This window comes from Paenibacillus sp. FSL L8-0340 (assembly GCF_038593145.1).
Taxonomy (GTDB): domain Bacteria; phylum Bacillota; class Bacilli; order Paenibacillales; family Paenibacillaceae; genus Paenibacillus_AQ.
In genome coordinates this window covers 2417059-2435523 of record NZ_CP151967.1, presented here as the reverse complement: position 1 = coordinate 2435523, position 18465 = coordinate 2417059, and the positions used below count along the sequence as shown (strand labels likewise).

Genomic DNA, 18465 nt, shown 5'->3' with positions numbered 1-18465 from the left:
TGAGATAGTTATCGGAGTTAAGCATCCATTCCCTAACTTCTGGGGACTTTGTACCATACTATCTCCCCGTATTGCTCCACCACGAGACAACGGCAGTTAAATGAGCCATGGCTGCTTGATCTAGAGGACACTATTTTCCATGAATTGCTCGAATTCCTATAAAAAAACAAAAAAACAGGTCAATCATGGTGGTATCTTACCATAATCGACCTGATCATCGTAACGCTATTGTTAAGTTATATGTGTTGTTAGTTGAATGATGAGTTCATTTGGAACTGGGCAGCCCTCATTTTATCACGGGTTATTTCACATCATGTTATCACAGAGGGTGTCTTATAACCGTACATTATACTTTAAGTCCGTAAAAATACTTATGTCCCTTCTCCCAGTTTTTCTTTGAAAGTCCTTCGACATAATTAATAAAACCTTTATAGTTGTCTGCATTTATTACTGTGTAGTAATCGCCTGGCACTTTCTCCCCAGACCAAATCGATAGTAAGGATGGAACTAACTCCATTTCAAGACGCTGTCCGGTATTAGCGGCAATCATAACTCTTTCAATTAATTTTTTTGTTAAATTACCAATAAATGCATTTTTTTGATTATAGTAATACTTTTCCGAGTTACAACTGTTAATGTACTCCAAATAATAATGACCAATCTCTTCCACGGTTGCACCATCACCTAAATGCTCTTCAAATTCAATAAAAGCATCTATAGAATCCCTTATAATGATCGACGTATCATTAATTTCATCCCAATCTTCAAGTAATGCTAATAGATATGGAACTGCTTCGAGAGAAAGCGTTGTAACTGCCGCTGACGCAAATGTATGAACCACATCTTCTGTAGCATTTTCTAAAAACAGAAGATTGTTCGAGTCTCTTAAATCTTCATGCGTACAAATTGAGCAAAAAATCCGAATGCAAAGATTTAATACTGCTTCATCTTCAGAATGATTTAACAAGTGAATTAAGAGTGTTTTTTGCGTAAAATCTCCTAACTTGAAAAGCTCCACGAGTTGGAGTATAACATCTTGTTCCGTCTTTGAACGTCTTCAGTATATCTGAGAATTTACCAAAGTGTATGATTCCATTTTCATCCGAGTCAATACTTCGACATTTTTTTTACCATCACCATTTTCATGGTGAAAAAACAATTAAAGCTAGGGCACTACATACTTCTCCCCTTTTTTTCAGCAGCATTTCCCCCCGATTATACTGCATAAGCCTACACTAACCTGAGAATCTGTCCGTCCAGAATGATGTACCCCTGCTACTCACGTACTCCCGGGCTTGCTGACAGTTATCATAAATTCCATCAATTAGCTCGTATAATGCGCGGGCCTGTGCTATGGACCGTAACTTCTTTTCTGCTTTCTGCACTGGTTGCTGTTTCTTCAATTCTGCTGTCACAACCTATACACGTTTTGCCATTCGTTTCATCCTCCTTTGATTTCGGGTATGTAAAAAAGCTCATTCCTACTCATGGTTCAAGTGGGAAAGAGCTTTGGAGTGTTATTGCGGCCCACCCGAAATGTCGTGGAAACAATCCTTTATATTTTAGGCAAAAATAAATTAGAACTTACAATACTCTACCAGATACTCACACGCTGCTCTGGCGCTACATACATCATATCTTTTTCTGTAATTCCATAGGCATCATAAAAATCTTTAAAGCTGGCAACTGTGCGATTCACACGAATCTTGTTAGCGGAATGTGTGTCATTGCTAGAAAGATAAGCTAACACTTCCTTAGTCATTGTTGTACGCCATATCGTTGCATACCCTTCAAAGTAAGCTTTGTAATCAGCATTTTTCGTTTGAGACAATACTTGCAAGGAGGCGGCCATACCACCAAGATCAGCAATATTTTCGCTCACAGTTAAGCTACCGTTATTATATACACCAGGAATGACTTCCAGTCCGTTATAATAAGCAATCACTTGCTCCGTTTTTTCTTGGAACTTCTTATAGTCCTCAGGTGTCCACCAGTTTACAGCATTTCCATTTTCATCATAGGAAGAGCCGAGATTATCAAATGCATGGCTGATTTCATGAGCAATTACCATACCAATTGCACCTAAATTTGTTTCGTGCTTCGCATTAATATCATAGAATGGTGCTTGAAGAATACCTGCTGGGAATACAATTTCATTATTGAGTGCGTTGTAATAGGCGTTAACATTGTAGACACTCATTTGCCATTTACTTTTATCCACAGGTTGACCCAATGTTGCTACTTCTGTTTTCCATGATGCTTTGCGAATAGCTACAAAGTTATCAAATAATGTTCCACCCTCTTTAATGGATACGATGGATACGTCTTTAAATCTGTCATCCCATTTATCAGGATAACCGATCTTGTAGGTCATTTTATCTAGCTTCAGCATAGCTTTAGCTTTAGTGGTTTCAGACATCCAGTCTAGCGCCTTAATACGCTCCTTGTACACCGCAATAAATTCCTTCACCATTTTTTCCACGTCTTGCTTCGCTTCAGCTGTAAAATGGCGTTTTGCAAACATTTGACCTAAGTAATCACTCATTACACTTTGTGTTAATTGAATTGCAATTTCATCTTGTGTTTTTTGACCTTGAATACCAAATAGATTAGCTTGGAAATCCAACGACGCTTGTTGCAACTCTTCACTTAATACGCTGCTGGAATTAATAAGCCAAATCGCTTGCATGTAGTTTCTAAAATCTTCCACGTGCTCATCAGTCATTAATTGTGAAAGCTTATTGGCTTGCCCCTTGTCCATTACAATTAATTTATCCACGGAACCAAGCTGTAGCTGCTTCAAATAATCAGCCATATCCAGTGAAGGGAACAGCGCAGCAAAGTCTTGGATCGTATATGGATTATAATATTTATTTACATCATTCTGGTCTTGAATGTCCATCGTTGCTGCTGCTATTTGCTTCTCAAACTCATACAGTGAGTTTGCCTTCTTCTCGGCAACTTCCTTGCTGTCACCAGCAAGTTGGTATAACTTGCTCAAATACGAGACATACCCTTGTTTTGCTTGAGCATTGTTAGAAACATAACTCGTCTTGTCTAAAATCAAACCTACACCTGCATAATATAATGCATTAGTGTCACTTTTTTTAGCATCTGCCATGATACCAAATGATAAAATTGAGCCAAAGCCGAGTTCTTTCTCCATCTTCAAGCCTACATTCATTAGCTCCTTGATTGTAGAAGCTTGATTCAAGGATGCAATATAAGGTGCAATTGGCGTAATTCCCAAAGCATTACGATGCTTCATATCTTGTGCATTCGTATAAAAGTCTGCAATTTTCTGTTCTACTGATCCTTTAGCATGTGTGTCCTTCACAACTTCTTGCAGCATATCTTTAATTCGTTCTTGATTTTGTTTGTCCAATTCGTTAAATGCACCATTGGTCATTTCTCCAGCATCAATGGTAGATGCATTCAGCCACTTTTTATTTACAAACTCATAATAATCATCACGAGGGTTTGTCCCCTTTAACGCTACCATTCTTTTAACTAGTGCAGTTAATTGTTCAAGTGTAACTTGATCCTTAGCTCCAAGTTTGCCATCCGAATAACCATTAACGATACCAGTCGCAGCAATTGTAGTCATCTCATCTTGTGCCCACACCGGGATGTCACTAAAGGAAGACGCTGTATTTAAGCTGCGCGAATCGTTTCCCTGCGGCTTCGGTAGGTCTGAGAATGCTCTACTTAGCATAATTAATGCTTCGGTACGCGAGACATACTCACCGTCTTTAGTTTTTCCTTGAGCATCCCCCTTCAAAATGTCTTCTTTCTTCAAGCCAGGGTTGTAATCATCTGCAACATTTAATAAATAAGTAACAACCTCTTCTCGTGTCATTGCTGCTTTCTCATCCTTAGCTAGTGCATGTGGCGCTAGTGAAGTAAGTATCAAGGATGAAGACAACATAAATGCTAATAATTTCTTCAAAGCTTCCCCTCCTCGGATAAAATAAAATCTAATTGGTATTATCTTCATATATCATTTTGTTATTACGTGGTGTTCGTTCTGAGGTTTCACTTTGCTATATGTCAGCACAGCTACTTGGCGTCACGGAAACGATTGGCGCACGGCACGATGGGCCTGTATGCGAAACGTTGGAGAATCCTGACTTTATTATGGTCATGGACCGTGCATACGGCAAATTGGAACGATTGGATCGCTACAAACAAGACGGATAATCCTTTGTCATTCGGCTTCGTGACAATATTCATTTCGAAAAACCCTATGCACTTCGGCGGCAAGTCCCTGCAGATTCTCCGGTCAACCTATATCAACTTCCTGTTTTACCATTCCAGCCCCCTTGAAATCTGGATACCCCCTGGATATATAACAGAGTTTCCTTCCCAATCATGATGCTGTTCCTGAACCAACTAAACTATGTTTTCCTATTGGACTAATAAACTCGACGTTCTTAGTTGATCTGCTGTTTTCTCCACATCATGTTTGACCTGCTGCTTCCATGCCGTCCACATATCATCCAGCGCGGACATGTTCATGTTGAGTAGCACTTTTTTCAGCTTGGGGGAATTCTTCAGGATGGTATTCATTTCGGGTCCTTTTTCCGCCCCTTGATTTTGAGCATGCAAAAAAAGCTTATTCCTTCTCATAGTTCAAGTTGGAAAGAGCTTTTGTAAGTTATCAAGCGCATCCAGAACTTCATCCCTAATGTCTTGTGGAGAAAGTTCTCTAGTTATAGCCCCAGAATTACGCGGCCAGGCATGTTTTCCACATACTAATTCATTATGGTGATAACTGATTCTTCCACCTCTCTCAAACAACTTAATAATGGGGTCATATAGATCGTGAAACTGTAGCGCAATAGGCAATTTTTTATCAACCACGTATGCCCACTCAAGATAAAAAGTGCACAGGTATTCTGTAACCCAATCAACGTTTGCGTTAACAAATCCATTACATTCCTCTTTTATATGAACAGGTCTATCAAACTTGATTATTTCTGCTGCATTAAATACAGCCCGTCTATTATTATCCTTGGAGTTGAAATCCAAAAAAGTGTTACCTCTTCTAATAAACTCTGTTACTAAGACCGTATGTGAAGGTTTATCCATACCATTACTTTCCCAGTTAATGTTTTTTATTCTCTCTCTAGCTTGTTCAAAATAAGAATTCAATTTCCCCACCTCACTTGATCTTGTTATTCGGGTTGTAAACTTCGGTTTACACAAGCCATTTTTTCTGACTCTCATCTACTCATCCATCTCCCAGCGAAAGTATTTAGAAAGGTTATGGTTTGCCTTATTAATATCATCATCTGAACACTTATTAATAATATGACCTAATGTTTCTTCAAGTTTTTTTTCACTAAAGTCATTTGTCATAATATGCCCACGACCTATGATGATATCACTTTGACCTAACATCCTTTCTAACCTTCTAGAACTAATTAATTCAAACGAAAATAAGTCTGATGCTCCATTTATCTCCTTTGGACCGATATCTATATGATAAGTGATATAAAAATCGTCTATATCATCGCCCCAATCCTCAAAAATCTTTGTCAGAGCCTTTATTACAAGCATTTAATATGCGCTCCTAATCCAAAATATCTATATGGACATTTCTAATTTTCTTTAGTGCTCAATGAAAAAAAACACAATACAGCTACTAACTCACATTGTGGCGTTGTTGGATATATTGTACGTTTTCAACGATTACATTTTTCTTGACAGTCTCGACCTAATATATGTGCAAAACATTGGTCGATAGGACAGCACACTATCTTAGTAGCCTTTAAACAATGGATTCTCTACTAACATGAAACTGATCAACATTCTTTTCTTCTAGTAATTCTTCAAATTTCTCCGTTCCATGCTTTACAAAATACTCATATTCTGACTGTGAGATAAAAAAGGCTAATAGAATTTTACCGTCTTTATCTTCACTTTTAGTCGGAACATGGCTATATTCTTCTGTGAACGCAAATGATTCAGTAAAGTAAACTACGTTTTCATTATATTTTTGAACAAATGATTTCTCAATACTTTCAATTCCGCTAATTGCTATTCCTCACCCTATTTGCACTTGGTTACCTATACAATAAAATAATGCATTCGCAAGAATATACCCAGCACTGCTAAATGCCCCATCAACTACTAGTGAAATCTCAACATTATCGCCTACTACTTCCTCATATTTGCTAAATCCAAGGGTGTTATAAACTCTTTCTTCATTATTCTTGAACACCTCTCGATCAATTGGTTCACCTAAAAAATTGCTGTAATGGTCGTAGTAAAGTTCTCCATAGTTAATCATCCTTATTTACTCCTTGTTGTGTTCCTTCTACTCCTTCATATTTATGACCGATATTACATTCATTACATTGAACCCTTAGACGCACATTGTACACACCCAACACTTCCACTCGTGTTGGTGGCACTTCACCAGCTTTCATACTTACAACTCTTTCCGCCCAGGTATCTGTGTAATGGTCTAAGACATATCCAATTCTTTTTATGTGGCCATTTTTAGTATTAATAGTAATACTATCTGGGAAGTCTTTTCCACAAGTAGGACAGATCATTTTTCCTATGTATTTTTTGCCGCTTCACTTTCCGCTTTACCTCTGCAACCTTGTTATTTAGGATCTGCGTGTCAGTTGGCAGCCACACTACTTCCCTGCATGCACTTGGCATTTATGCAAATGTCCCATAGGAAATCTGTTTGCCTCCGATCCTTACAAAACAGGCTCATTCATTCTCATCGTTCGAGTTGGAATAAGCATTTGAAAGTTTATCAAGTTTTATCAACATAAACTCAATTCATAAATATTTTATGTATTGTCAGTTAAATGATGTTTCATTCCAAATTTGGTATTCACCACGAAACCAACACTTTCTACATATTGTATGCTTCCTCCTAATAATCCAAGGAGCACATTATCAGTCGATCTGGTTGTTGAGGTTATAAATAGGTTTACACATCACCACATTTCTTCATATTCTTCAACCTTAGTAGACCAATACCCTTCGCTATTTCCCATTGCTTCAGGATCAATTTTCTCAAACTTATTCCGTACCTCTTCTCCATACCTATTACATTCTACTACTTCCTTCAAATTATACTTTTTAGCTTCTTGAAAAAAAATCAGATGGAACAAGAAAAAGGTTTTTAAATCACGATTCAGAAGAACGATATCATTTTCTGATTCTTTCACCATCTTTCCGCTACCTAAATGCACATAAATTCCATTACTCGTATAATCATGTGGTCTAAAAACACCTACTTGAATGTAATTTTCATCAGAAAATACACAAGTTTTAAATTCTTCCAGTTCAAAAAAAGTGAAACCTAGAAAATTGTACGGAACACCTATTTGACTCATAAAAAAGGCATCACACACTATAAAACCTTGCTTAATAAGATTGTCATAGTTGTATAACCGGAAACCATCGTAATATTTCTTAATATTTTCTATATTATATTCCATAGTCGCTTCCCTCACTAATTAATCCCAAATAGTTGTTTTAGTGCTGCTTAAGTTAAGACATTTAGGAATTCCCAAAGCGTTACTTCTCGTGGATTCCACTAAGATTACCGTGGGTAAAGAGCGGCTTTCTTGGGCTCCGCTTAAAGGCGAACGAGCGGGAATCAAATTGCACGTTTCGTTGGTGGCCTATGAAGGTCGACTCCACAAAGTGACCGAAACAACAGGGAATTCCCATGATTTTAAAAGCAGTCCTGAGGTGATTGACAAGCGTTTTATTGTCGTAGCCGATCGAGCGTACGGCAGTCACAAACGATTCGATGACTATTTGGAACAGCACCAATCTTTTGTCATTCGGCTCCGGGATAATACACATTTTCAAGATCCCGTACCCAGAGAACGATTCGAACCGTTTGCAGGAACACTCGAACGCGATTTCACCTGTCAGTTGGGAAAGAATGCCCGACTTTCCAAGCACCATTTCCGCGTCGTGATCCTGAAAGACCCGCAAGGTAATCATGTGATTCTCGCCACGAATCTGCACTGGCACTCAGCCGAGAGAATTGCTGAAATCTACAAGAAACGGTGGCAGATTGAGGTGTTTTCCGCTGGATTAAGCAGCATTTAAACATCCCCACCTTATTTGGGACAACGCCAAATGCCGTGTATGGACAGTTGTACACCGCCTTGCTTGTTTATGTGTTACTGAAGTTCCTGTTTGACGAAGGAAATGCGGTGGTTCATTGGAGCGCAAAATTGACGTTTGCCGATTTTGATCGCTTATTTACGTTGCAACATTTACCCGTGGAATGGCATACCCTTTTGGCTAATGATCTCGCTTTTCCATAATTTAGCTAATCAACAGGCGTGCTTCTATTTCAACATCTTCGTTGTATGGTGTAAGATAATCTGGATGACGTATGATAAAAAAACCATATGGTTCATCAAAAAAGAAAATTAACCGTTCTTGTACACCTTTAAAAACTTCGAGTTAGGATTTTCAACTGTATCTCCAATAGGCCCATTGTAAGTTAATACACTCATATATTACTAATTCTCCTTATCAATTACTGAGTAGCCTCCACTTCAGACCTATAGGACTATATCCTGAAAGCCTACCTCAACTATTTCTTCATCCTCAATTTTCACAGCAAGCCCATGTTCTATTTCCCAAGTACAATTAAAAAGTAAACCAATTCTTCTAATTCCATTCTTACGTACTCTTCTTATAGTCAATTGAGTAGGTTCAACTAGTTTGCCCATTTCTTCTTTATTTTCTATAATTGGTGCAATCTTGTCAGCTTCATCTTCTCCCACCATATCTCTATATTCCATATAAACTTCTAGATAATAGTCAAAGACAACATCCTCTATTTTCGTTAACATATTTTCCATATTACCTATAAAATTTATATACGCTTCTTTTTGAGCACCTTGAAATTCACCTTCTTCGTTTCCATCAATACTTAAAATAACGATTCTCTCTTGTCCAAAGATCTTTACCTTCTGCTTTCCACTCCAGTATAAATCGTATGTAATTTCACCGAATAATTCATCGTTAAGGTTATTCATTATGTAATTCTCCTAACTTTTCCTTAATAGTTGAGATATATTTGAAAAAACCGAGATAAAACGAAGGTAACGAAAAACAGACCAATAATGGTAACGGAAAAGCGTTATATAGGTTATAAAATTAAAGCATTTCACTATGCTTCATATGATTCTGATTTAATAAAGTTATCTACTAGAAATTTATCCTTATCACTTAGACTCTCAAAAAGTTCATTGAATTTATCCTTTGCATTTTCATTGTCTAAAAGTGCTAACGTTGCTAAAGCAACATGTCCCATTTGCCATGGTCCAAGAAATTTATTGTCCTTCAACAGATCACTGAGTTCAGCTAATCTATCAACTATTCTTTGATTACAATAATTTCTTTCTATTGCTTTAAATATCGCCATAACAACAACTCTATAACTGTAAGCCTCCATACAAACAATTAAATCTTCATTTTGGATTGTATCATTTTCAAGTTCTTTTACTAATTCAGCTATTAAAGCCACTGTTCTTCTCCCTTTCCTAATTATTATTACTCGTCTATTGGTTTAAATCTGTCGATAATATACTGGATGAGATTTGCTACCAGGACCATAAATATCATACATTTTTGTTTAGAACTTCACCGTCCCCTTAGACGCTGGTAGTGTTTTATCTCTAGGTTTTAGACTAGGCCCGCCTTCCTTCTCAACTTCTCGTTAAGAGAATTCCAGATTCGGGAACGAAATAGCCTTATTTATGTATGAAAATTATAGCCTGTATAAACGATAAATCTATTATGTGCGTACAACCAAACGCCAAATTACTCCCTATAGCTAAATAACCCTGAGCGTATTCTGAAACCTCCTATGTTTGATTTCTTTCAAAAATAACATCAGTACCAAAAATTATGACACCTTCTTTTGTTTCAAAGCCGTTAGTTAACTTTAGGAGATCCCTAAATACTTTGGGGAATTTGAAACCTATTTCTATCTCGATCCTGTTGATTTCATTTTCATCAACTGCAGGATAAAGATTAAAAGTACAACTAAAAGTTAGAAACTGGAGGTAACCAAAATTTGCATACGACATGCATATACCTGTCAAATATCAGGGTCAATACTTCCCGTTATGGTCAAGGTACTAAAATTATTTAAAATGATTTAGAGTGCTATGAAGTTTATTTCAATATCTGCTAATAACGTGAAAGTTCACCATTATATTTCTTTATCAAAAACTCTGAAAAAGTCTCACTTAATTTCATGAATTCATTTTGAGTGTATGACTCATCATAGCTTTCTTCAAAAAAGTAGACGGAAGGGTTGTCTCCATCATCAAGATTGAAAAACCAATACATGTATCCTTGGTGCCCCATAAAAACAAATTGATTATCACCGATTCTTTTATTATAATTACATTCTTCTAGTAGCTCCAATGCTCCTTCTTTAAATCCTTTAAATCTCTCCATATTCCTAATACTATAATCCGAACCACTGAACATCACATAACCCCTGCCAGCGCATTCCATAAACTTCAAATATGCTTCAGGCAATTTTTTGTTATCTGCTAATTGTGTTATTAGCATCATGTCATTTTCATCACAAGGTTTAAGTTCGTTACTATAATGCTCCTTTAGGAAAAATAAAAATGAATCAATATTGTCTTCTCCCAAGTATTTCTTTTTAATATTATTCATCAAATACAACTCCTCTTATCCGTTAATTCTTCATTTAAACTCTAACAGTTTTAATATTTTTGAATTCTTCTTGAAATTGCTTTTATAACTTGTCTCTAAATACACGATTGGTATTATTTACAGCATTGCCTGTCCCCTTATTAATAATCTTAAACTCTACTAAAGAAAGATAGTAATTTATTTCGGTACAATATCCATCGAGGTATCTATTCGTTAAGTTGCGACCGATTTTAAAAACTGTGAGAAAACAAAGATAATAAAAACAGGTCAATCATGGTGGTATCTGACCATAATCGACCTGTTCAATGTAACGTAATAGCGTTATTTAGGTTTTAAATAAAATTAAAGCATTTGATGTGCGTACAACCGAAATGGTGAAATCTTTATACGGGTATTACATGGGTTATATGTGTTCTTGGTTGAATGATGGGTTCATTGGGCACTGGGTAGCCCTCACCCTATTTGCACGTTCTTAATTTCAGTTTTCATGACAAAGCCGTCTTATGTGTTTTTTATGACAGTTTGTCCACTTCGCCGAAACTTAAATACTGTCTAGGAACGTCTTCAAATATTAGAATTTCTGGATTAACATATGGCTTTTTAAGTAAATAATCAGAAAGTGTCATCATAGTTGCCCAATATTGTGCACAAACCTCATTCATTGTTAATCCTGTATAAAACGAATCTCTTTCTTCTTCGTCCACTAAAACAACATCATAATAATACTGATCTGTAACTAGAGATGCGATAGCGGAATCAAAGACCATTAGCTTGTCTGTAAACTTCTCAATTTTTAAATATTTACCTTTTTTAGGCAACTCAAAATGACAACGAAACGCTTTGCTAAACACTACCCAGTCAGGTATACCGCTTGGTTTATTCTCATATAAAAATTTATCTGAACTGAGTGTTGATGCTGGCTTAACTTTATAAATTTTTTCGTAACTAATCCCCTCTTTTAGGTACTCATTTTCAGAAATATAATACTGATGATTTTCAGGACGAATATAAAAATAGAAATATTCTTTCATATTGTTTCCCCCCTTCTTATTTTTTTCTAATTTCTTGGTACAAAGGGGAAATTCGTGCTTTTCCCTGGATCTGTTAAATGATCAAATACTCTGTGGCTTCCCGTTGGAGTATCAGGAGTACTTATATTTCCGTTGTATTCTTTTTTATAAATTGTTACTTTACTACCGTCTGGATACAATTTGGTGACCGCATGATCTGGATTATACATAATATCAAGAGTGATTTGCTCAATGTAAACATCTTTTCCGTATTGTGATTTATTTTTTGTTGATGTTGTATTTGGGTCGTACGCATGTTTTGTCCATGATCACCCAATGAGTTCTGTTGTAAATCATATCCACCATTTTCCTTGTACGGGACATCATTAGATCTATTACCCACTCGATCCAGCATTTTGAGTAGCTTCTCCCGTCCCCTCAGTCGAATGTTTAGGTGGCGGTGGATCATCCGGAATGTTCTTAACTTCCCCCGTTCCCTTAGAACCCCCACCTTTCCCTTTCTTCAACCTACTCCGGCCCATAAGCATACTCAGGGTAAACACCGCTACCTTCACAATATTCGAATCTGCATGTTCGCTCAGTGCATCTACCCCGGAGCCCATCGCCAAAGTCGCCATGTAGTTGACTCCCATGCCCCCTGCTAGGTGTAGCACTTTTTTCAGCTTCGAGTGTTTTTCCAGGAGGGTATTCATTTGGCTCTTCAACTTGCCAGCTAGATCGAACGCGCTCACATTGCTCGCCAGCTTCTTCGCTTTTGTCAGCACTTTTCCTAGACCAGCATTCAGCGCATCCCCTGCGGTATCGACTAATTTTCCGATCGCCTTCGCGACATCGGCTCCCTTGCTTGCGACGGTTTTGATTGCGCCGTAGGCTTTGCTTGCCTGCCCTGCCAGGTCTATTTTCTGCAGTACTTTCCTGACTTTGTTTCCCAGCTTCACTCCCGTCGGCCCCCAGCCTGCAAAGGGCACTGAAGCACCTACCGAAAGGAAGGCACTCGTATAATCCCCGCGCAGCGCATAGATCCCCGCATTCGCCAAATCCGCGATTTCCCCAACACCCGGGATCAGGCCCGCCACATCCAGCACCGTCTGCCCTATATCCAGCGCCTTACTCCAGAAGCTTTTCTTCTTCTTCTTTTTCGGCTGTTCTTCGGGGGCGGCCTCTTCCGGTACTTCCTCTTCACTCACGAACGGGGCTTCGTATTGCGGCTCCAGGTCTTCGACCTGCACGGGCAGCTTTATGATGCCCTTCATCGTCAGGCTGCTTCCCCGCAGGTCCGACATCCCGTCCAGCACCAGACTGCTGTCCCCGCATTGCAGGAACAGAATTTCCTTCGCTTCGATCTCTATCCTTTTCTCGCTGTCCAGTACCATATCCTGCACGGTGTTCATCTGAATGCCACTGTTGCTCGTGATCGAGATGCCTCCGTCGTCCAGTGTGATGAACAGGTCCCTTCGGTTGCAATCAGCGACATCTCCACATTGGTCATCCGCATCTCTTTCCCGAAGTTTGTTCCTTAACTCTTGGTCGCCGGGTCCGTGGTCTTCGGTGACGGACTGCTGCCCCGCCTCACCGATCCCATCGCGAACGCGTCTTGTTCACGCCCGCTTCCGAAATACACCTGCACCGAGTCTCCCGCTTGCGGCATGCAGTAGAAACCTCCACCGTCACTCGCGTAGACCGCGGAGTACGGCATCCAGCTCGCTTCATTCTCCGCTTGGGTCGCATCCACGTTCAGATGCACTTTTACGGTATCCTTCGTGACCGCCAAGATCTTGCCTTCCAGCGAAGCTCCTGCCAGTTCATCGTTGCGGATTTCATTTTCCCGGATCCCGCTGTGGGGACTGAGGGTATACGTATGTATGAGCATGCCCTGCCTAAGCCTGCTCTCTGCCGCTGCTACCCGCAGCTCCTGTCCTTGAAATTGCACGGTATCTCCGAGTCCGAACCAGCGCCGCGTCTCTACCCGGTAAGAGGTAAAGTCGGCTTCTCTTACGTTTGATAATTTGAAAAGACTGCAAGAAAATGAAGATAACAAAAAGCAGGTCAATCATGGTGGTATCTGACCATAATCGACCTGCTCAATGTAACAGAATAGCGTTATTTAGGTTATAAAATTAAAGCATTGGATGTGCGTACAACCGAAATGGAGAAATCTTTATACGAGTAGTTACTTGGGTTATATAGGATATTAGTTGAATGATGACTTCATCCGGCACTGGGTGTGTGACCCCCCCGATATCATTCCTCGTACATCACAGAGCCTATGAAAGTAAGCTTTTTTCCGTCAAGTATTGCTTCCTCTACAATTTCTTCGTATTCAAAATCATATAACCGTATTGCTACGTTATATTCTTCTGATATTTCATCACCACAAAACTCAACTAGTTCACTTATGATTGTTTCAGAGTAAGATGCATTTTTTAAAAGTTGTGATAGGTAATGAGTAGCATGCTTAATAAAAGTACACTCTAGTAAATCTTGACTGTAATCAATAAATTCAATTGAAAAGTCCTCCATAAATCTAGATGGAATTCTATCCCCATTCTCGTCATATTTTATGTCAACATATTCCCTTAAGGAATTTTCACCTCTGCAATTTCCTAACCATAATGACACTGCGCCAGGATTGTTCACCTATTAATTCCTCCTTTTCTTATCGTAACCCCTCTGGTAATGAATCTATTCCACCCTTTAATCTGTAATGTGCCCAGTTACGTAACTTTCTTTTAAACGTACCATAATCTAAAGAGTTATCAATGATTTCAAGAAGTTCTCTATGTGCTTTTCCTGAACCATCGAAACCATGTTTTCCTACTGGATTAACAAACTCAACATTCTTTGTTAGTGTTCTCATTTCAGCGATAGCTTCTGCCGTAACACCCCACCTTTTAAAGATGGGAGCACGAGATACTAAATGCCATTCGTGGAGTCCACCTGGATGACGTATTCTACTCTCAATAATAGTTCTTAATTCCGGTGTTGCCCAAGCCAGTTCAAATTCATCTACACTCAAATCTTTGAACCATTTAGCGAATTCTTTACTCCCTGGCATAGTATCTGGAGTAAAAGTTCTAGTTCTTGATGTTTCTTTTACAAAATTTTCCTCTACTAGCTTATCTAACTCCGCATTTGATAGTCTCTTTGTCTTTTGCTTGTTGTTACTTTTAGAAGGCTTTCTACTGGCTTTTGGTTTATCTTTGCTTGCTTTGGGTTTTCCTGGATTAGTGGTATTACCCGTCCCCCCAGGCATCTTCTTCGCTAATTCCTCTTTGCCTGCCTCCATCTCACTCCAGAAATTCTGCTGCTGGCTATTTTGTGGAAGAGGATTATCCGGTTTGCTGAATGAAACATCAGAGGGGCCATCCAGTGTTTTTGTGGACCGGACAGACTGTTTTTCAGCCGGGTCATTGTATCGGATACCTGATCCATTACTTGATCTGCGGTTTTCTTCACTTCTTGTTTGACCTGCTGCTTCCATCCCGTCCACATTTCATCCAGTGCGGACACGTTCTTGTGCAACACTTCTTTCAGCCTGGACGAATTCGTCAGGATGGTATTCATGCCGCTCTTCAGCTTCCCGGCCAGATCGAACGTACTTACATTGCTTGCCAGCTTCTTCGCTTTTGTCAGCACTTTCCCTAGACCGGCATTTAGTGTTAACTAACCAATATCCAGCGCGACGTTATCTCCGAGCGCAAACCAACACCACATCTCTACACCGTAGGTAGTAAATCTCAGTTGTAATTGAAATTTAAAAAAATCGCAAACATAACAAAACAGATCAATCTTGGTGGTGTCTGACCATAATCAATCTGTTCAATGTAATGCTTACCGGTATTACATTTCGGCACTGAGTAGCCTACTTCACAATTTTAAACACTTTTATTTTTAAAAAATGGTTCGCCAAACGAGTTGTCCATTATAACTGCATAAAGTTATTTGTCTAAAAATTACTATCTTCAGGCATGGCAGTTTCCTCAATCCAATCGATTTTGTCTGTTTCCCCCCCCGTCTCACAAAATTCCTCGATTGCTAACCATGCTTTTCCTACTGGTAAAAACAATCCAATTGAAGCGTATAATTCATCAGAGTATTCTGCTGTCTCCTCGCTTAAATTATTAGAGTCTTGCAAAGAAAGCCAAGTTTCATATGACTTCTCATTTTTTCTTTTATCAATATACTGCAAGTATATCCCGTAATCATCATTTGGTAGAATAAGAAGCTGTCTCGTACATTTTTCATCATCAAGCCAACTGATTATCCCACCACCATGACCTTCATGCCAATAATCAGGAAACTCGTTTAGTACATGGTTTTTTAATTCGACAAGATCATGCAAGATAAATTCAGAGCCATTAGGGGCTTGATAGACTACTTTATTCATATACAAATTCCTCCCAGTATTAGAAAATAAATTCACTTCCATCTTTAGAAATAATCTTGATCTTTTTTAAATTCAAAAATTCCTTAAGCATTGGGAATCCAGTTTGGCAAATTCCACAGGTTAACCGATCAACATAGATTACAACCTCATCACCCAGATTTCCACCAGTTTTTTTCCATGCTCTCATCAATGAATGAGCCTCTCCGTGTGTCAGTACTTGTGTCAACCCCTGACCATAACGCTTACCTTCAAAAAAACCTTTTTCCTGCATCGATTTTAAAAATTCTCTTCCCAAGTTTTTGGATTCATTACTAATAGCAGATGAGTTAATCCCAAATACTTTTTTACCATTAACTTCTTTTAAAGGCGATAGTTCCTTGTCCATCACCTTTAAATGGAATTTTATCACCGAGGGGTTCAAATTCTTTCAGTTTTGTCCTATAACGATCAATTTCCTTCCATGCCGCATCATGATCACCCGTCCCCCCAGGCATCTTCTTCGCTAAATCCTCTTTGCCTGCCTCCATCTCACTCCAGAAATTCTTCTGCTGGCTATTTTGTGGAAGAGATTTATTTGATTTGCTGAATGAAAAATCAGAGGGGCCATCCAGTGCTTTTTGTGGACCGGACAGACCGTTTTTCAGCCGGTTCTTTTTTGACCTGTTGCTTCCATCCCATCCACATTTCATCCAGCGCGGACACGTTCTTGTGCAACACTTCTTTCAGCTTGGACGAATTCGTCAGGATGGTATTCATGCCGCTCTTCAGCTTCCCGGCTAGATCAAACGTACTTACATTGCTTACCAGCTTCTTCGCTTTCGTCAGCACTTTCCCTAGACTGGCATTCAGCGCATCCCCGCGGTATCCGTTATTCTTCCGATCGCCTTCGCGACATCGGCTCCCTTACTTGCCACGGTTTTGATTGCGCCGTAAGCTTTGCTCGCCTGGCCTGCCAGATCTACCTTCTGCAGTACTCTCCTGACTTTGTTTCCCAGCTTAACTCCCGTCGGTCCCCAGCCTGCAAAGGGCACTGAAGCACCTAGCGAAAAGAGTGCACTCGTATAATCCCCGCGCAGCGCATAGATCCCCGCATTCGCCAAATCCGCGATCTCCCCAACACCCGGGATCAGGCCTGCCACATCCAGCACTGTCTGGCTTACATCCAGCACCTTACTCCAAAACCCTTTTTTCTTCTTCTTCGGCTGTTCTTCGGGGGTGGCTTCTTCAGGCGCGGCCACTTCGCTCACGAACGGGGCTTCGTATTGCGGCTCCAGGTCTTCGACCTGCACGGGCAGCTTTATGATGCCATTCATCGTTAGGCTGCTTCCCCGCAGGTCTGCCATCCCGTCCAGCACCAGACTGCTGTCTCCGCATTGCAGGAACAGAATTTCCTTCGCTTAATAGATGCATTGCCTTTTCATCCTCCCTATCGGGGCGCCCATTCTACAGTTGTGAGTAAATTTGCGCAAGAAAACGAAGATAACAAAAAACAGATCCATTATGGTGGTATCTGACCATAATCGACCTGTTCAATGTAACGGAATAGCGTTATTTAGGTTATAAAATTAAAACATTTGATGTGCGTACAACCGAAATCGAGAAATCTTCATACGGGTATTACAAGGGTTAGATGTGTTACTGGTTGAATGATAGGTTTGTTCGGCAATGGGCAGCCCCCCACCGATACTCAATCTTAGCAGTTAAAATATTCAACTAAAAAATCATAGAAGGTTGACCAAGTTTCTTTCAACTCACCTTTCTTTAACAACTCATCTCCACCTTCAAAATTCACCTTGTACACTCCATCTGTATTAGTATCGAGGACAAGCACAGCATTTGCTGACATCTCACTAAGAACGAGATACTGTTTTGGAAATTCGTGTTCTTTACGAGAAATCATGGTGTAGGATTCTATAGTATTAGTATCTTCAACAATATCTAACAACTCAAAAGGAACAGATTCTTCCCAAAAAGGTCCAGTATATTTATTATAAAATTCAAAAAAAGTTTCTGATACATTTACACCTAAACGGTTTATCGCATCTTGTACTTCACCTTTATTTTGACGTTCGTATGTTTCTTCCGCAAGAATTTCTTCAAGCCCGTCAGGAAGATTAGTCAATTTAATTACCTCCTAATTCGTTAATTCCTCTTCGTTTCCAATAATTTATTGAATCTACTTTTTGAAAGGCTTCTCTCGTTGCTTCATCCATAGGGTAAGAAGGATTAAGTTTTCCCTTATACGGATGCAATGGTGCTCTTTTGGCGTTACTAATATTGTGATACCTAGTTGATGCCTCGAATAACGGTCCAATTCCTTTTTGCTGTGAATGATGCAATGTTGCTACA

Annotated in this window: 25 protein-coding genes and 1 pseudogene; 1 reads left to right on the top strand and 25 read right to left on the bottom strand. The window is 39.3% G+C overall.

Annotated features, from left to right (window positions below):
- Positions 1-346: 346 nt before the first annotated feature.
- The 8 genes and pseudogenes from imm47 to NST07_RS10675 all read right to left on the bottom strand — a co-directional run bounded on the left by imm47 (position 347) and on the right by NST07_RS10675 (position 7469).
- Positions 347-1102: pseudogene (imm47, locus tag NST07_RS10710) on the bottom strand (Imm47 family immunity protein).
- A gap of 492 nt (positions 1103-1594) precedes the next feature.
- Positions 1595-3949: a M13-type metalloendopeptidase gene (locus NST07_RS10705; RefSeq protein WP_342481525.1), complete on the bottom strand. Its 2355-nt coding sequence runs from the start codon at positions 3947-3949 to the stop codon at positions 1595-1597.
- Positions 3950-4059: 110 nt separating this feature from the next.
- Positions 4060-4233, bottom strand: a complete 174-nt coding sequence (locus NST07_RS10700) for a hypothetical protein (RefSeq protein WP_342481524.1) — start codon at positions 4231-4233, stop codon at positions 4060-4062.
- Between the two features lie 399 nt (positions 4234-4632).
- Positions 4633-5229 (bottom strand): hypothetical protein, encoded by a 597-nt coding sequence (locus NST07_RS10695; RefSeq protein ID WP_342481523.1) that lies wholly within the window; start codon positions 5227-5229, stop codon positions 4633-4635.
- Complete coding sequence (locus NST07_RS10690; protein ID WP_342481522.1) at positions 5230-5562, bottom strand: Imm8 family immunity protein; 333 nt, start codon at positions 5560-5562, stop codon at positions 5230-5232. It lies immediately after the preceding gene.
- A 487-nt stretch (positions 5563-6049) separates the two neighbouring features.
- Positions 6050-6295: a hypothetical protein gene (locus NST07_RS10685; protein WP_342481521.1), complete on the bottom strand. Its 246-nt coding sequence runs from the start codon at positions 6293-6295 to the stop codon at positions 6050-6052.
- A complete protein-coding gene (locus NST07_RS10680) occupies positions 6288-6434 on the bottom strand; it encodes a hypothetical protein (protein WP_342481520.1) in 147 nt (48 codons plus the stop codon). Before NST07_RS10680 ends, NST07_RS10685 begins: the two co-directional genes overlap by 8 nt.
- Before the next feature lie 528 nt (positions 6435-6962).
- The gene (locus NST07_RS10675; RefSeq protein ID WP_342481519.1) at positions 6963-7469 is read right to left on the bottom strand and encodes a hypothetical protein; all 507 of its coding nucleotides are present in this window, start codon (positions 7467-7469) and stop codon (positions 6963-6965) included.
- 40 nt (positions 7470-7509) lie between these two features.
- Between NST07_RS10675 and NST07_RS10670 the strand changes: the two genes are divergently transcribed.
- Positions 7510-8094: a transposase gene (locus tag NST07_RS10670; protein ID WP_342481518.1), complete on the top strand. Its 585-nt coding sequence runs from the start codon at positions 7510-7512 to the stop codon at positions 8092-8094.
- A gap of 464 nt (positions 8095-8558) precedes the next feature.
- Here the strand turns inward: NST07_RS10670 and NST07_RS10665 are convergent, their stop codons facing one another.
- From NST07_RS10665 to NST07_RS10585, 17 genes are all read right to left on the bottom strand, one after another.
- Positions 8559-9038 (bottom strand): hypothetical protein, encoded by a 480-nt coding sequence (locus tag NST07_RS10665; RefSeq protein WP_342481517.1) that lies wholly within the window; start codon positions 9036-9038, stop codon positions 8559-8561.
- A 134-nt stretch (positions 9039-9172) separates the two neighbouring features.
- Complete coding sequence (locus NST07_RS10660; RefSeq protein ID WP_342481516.1) at positions 9173-9529, bottom strand: hypothetical protein; 357 nt, start codon at positions 9527-9529, stop codon at positions 9173-9175.
- A 340-nt stretch (positions 9530-9869) separates the two neighbouring features.
- A complete protein-coding gene (locus NST07_RS10655; protein WP_342481515.1) occupies positions 9870-10094 on the bottom strand; it encodes an SMI1/KNR4 family protein in 225 nt (74 codons plus the stop codon).
- A 103-nt stretch (positions 10095-10197) separates the two neighbouring features.
- A complete protein-coding gene (locus NST07_RS10650; protein ID WP_342481514.1) occupies positions 10198-10698 on the bottom strand; it encodes an SMI1/KNR4 family protein in 501 nt (166 codons plus the stop codon).
- Positions 10699-11210: 512 nt separating this feature from the next.
- Positions 11211-11729, bottom strand: a complete 519-nt coding sequence (locus NST07_RS10645; protein ID WP_342481513.1) for a hypothetical protein — start codon at positions 11727-11729, stop codon at positions 11211-11213.
- 26 nt (positions 11730-11755) lie between these two features.
- Positions 11756-11938 (bottom strand): hypothetical protein, encoded by a 183-nt coding sequence (locus NST07_RS10640; RefSeq protein WP_342481512.1) that lies wholly within the window; start codon positions 11936-11938, stop codon positions 11756-11758.
- A gap of 165 nt (positions 11939-12103) precedes the next feature.
- Positions 12104-13120, bottom strand: coding sequence for a hypothetical protein (locus NST07_RS10635; RefSeq protein WP_342481511.1), 1017 nt, complete (start codon positions 13118-13120; stop codon positions 12104-12106).
- Positions 13121-13245: 125 nt separating this feature from the next.
- Positions 13246-13659, bottom strand: a complete 414-nt coding sequence (locus NST07_RS10630; RefSeq protein WP_342481510.1) for a phage baseplate assembly protein V — start codon at positions 13657-13659, stop codon at positions 13246-13248.
- A 311-nt stretch (positions 13660-13970) separates the two neighbouring features.
- Positions 13971-14366, bottom strand: a complete 396-nt coding sequence (locus NST07_RS10625) for an immunity 22 family protein (protein ID WP_342481509.1) — start codon at positions 14364-14366, stop codon at positions 13971-13973.
- 19 nt (positions 14367-14385) lie between these two features.
- Positions 14386-15015, bottom strand: coding sequence for a hypothetical protein (locus tag NST07_RS10620; RefSeq protein ID WP_342481508.1), 630 nt, complete (start codon positions 15013-15015; stop codon positions 14386-14388).
- Positions 14991-15365 (bottom strand): hypothetical protein, encoded by a 375-nt coding sequence (locus NST07_RS10615; protein ID WP_342481507.1) that lies wholly within the window; start codon positions 15363-15365, stop codon positions 14991-14993. Before NST07_RS10615 ends, NST07_RS10620 begins: the two co-directional genes overlap by 25 nt.
- Positions 15366-15675: 310 nt before the next feature.
- Positions 15676-16116 carry a hypothetical protein gene (locus NST07_RS10610; protein WP_342481506.1) on the bottom strand — a complete coding sequence of 147 codons (441 nt, stop codon included), beginning with the start codon at positions 16114-16116 and terminating at the stop codon, positions 15676-15678.
- Between the two features lie 19 nt (positions 16117-16135).
- Positions 16136-16501: a deaminase gene (locus NST07_RS10605; protein ID WP_342481936.1), complete on the bottom strand. Its 366-nt coding sequence runs from the start codon at positions 16499-16501 to the stop codon at positions 16136-16138.
- Positions 16467-16805 carry a hypothetical protein gene (locus NST07_RS10600; RefSeq protein WP_342481505.1) on the bottom strand — a complete coding sequence of 113 codons (339 nt, stop codon included), beginning with the start codon at positions 16803-16805 and terminating at the stop codon, positions 16467-16469. Before NST07_RS10600 ends, NST07_RS10605 begins: the two co-directional genes overlap by 35 nt.
- Before the next feature lie 156 nt (positions 16806-16961).
- Positions 16962-17471 carry a hypothetical protein gene (locus tag NST07_RS10595; protein WP_342481504.1) on the bottom strand — a complete coding sequence of 170 codons (510 nt, stop codon included), beginning with the start codon at positions 17469-17471 and terminating at the stop codon, positions 16962-16964.
- 338 nt (positions 17472-17809) lie between these two features.
- Positions 17810-18238: an SMI1/KNR4 family protein gene (locus NST07_RS10590; RefSeq protein WP_342481503.1), complete on the bottom strand. Its 429-nt coding sequence runs from the start codon at positions 18236-18238 to the stop codon at positions 17810-17812.
- Between the two features lies 1 nt (position 18239).
- Positions 18240-18455, bottom strand: coding sequence for a hypothetical protein (locus NST07_RS10585; protein ID WP_342481502.1), 216 nt, complete (start codon positions 18453-18455; stop codon positions 18240-18242).
- Positions 18456-18465: the final 10 nt, after the last annotated feature.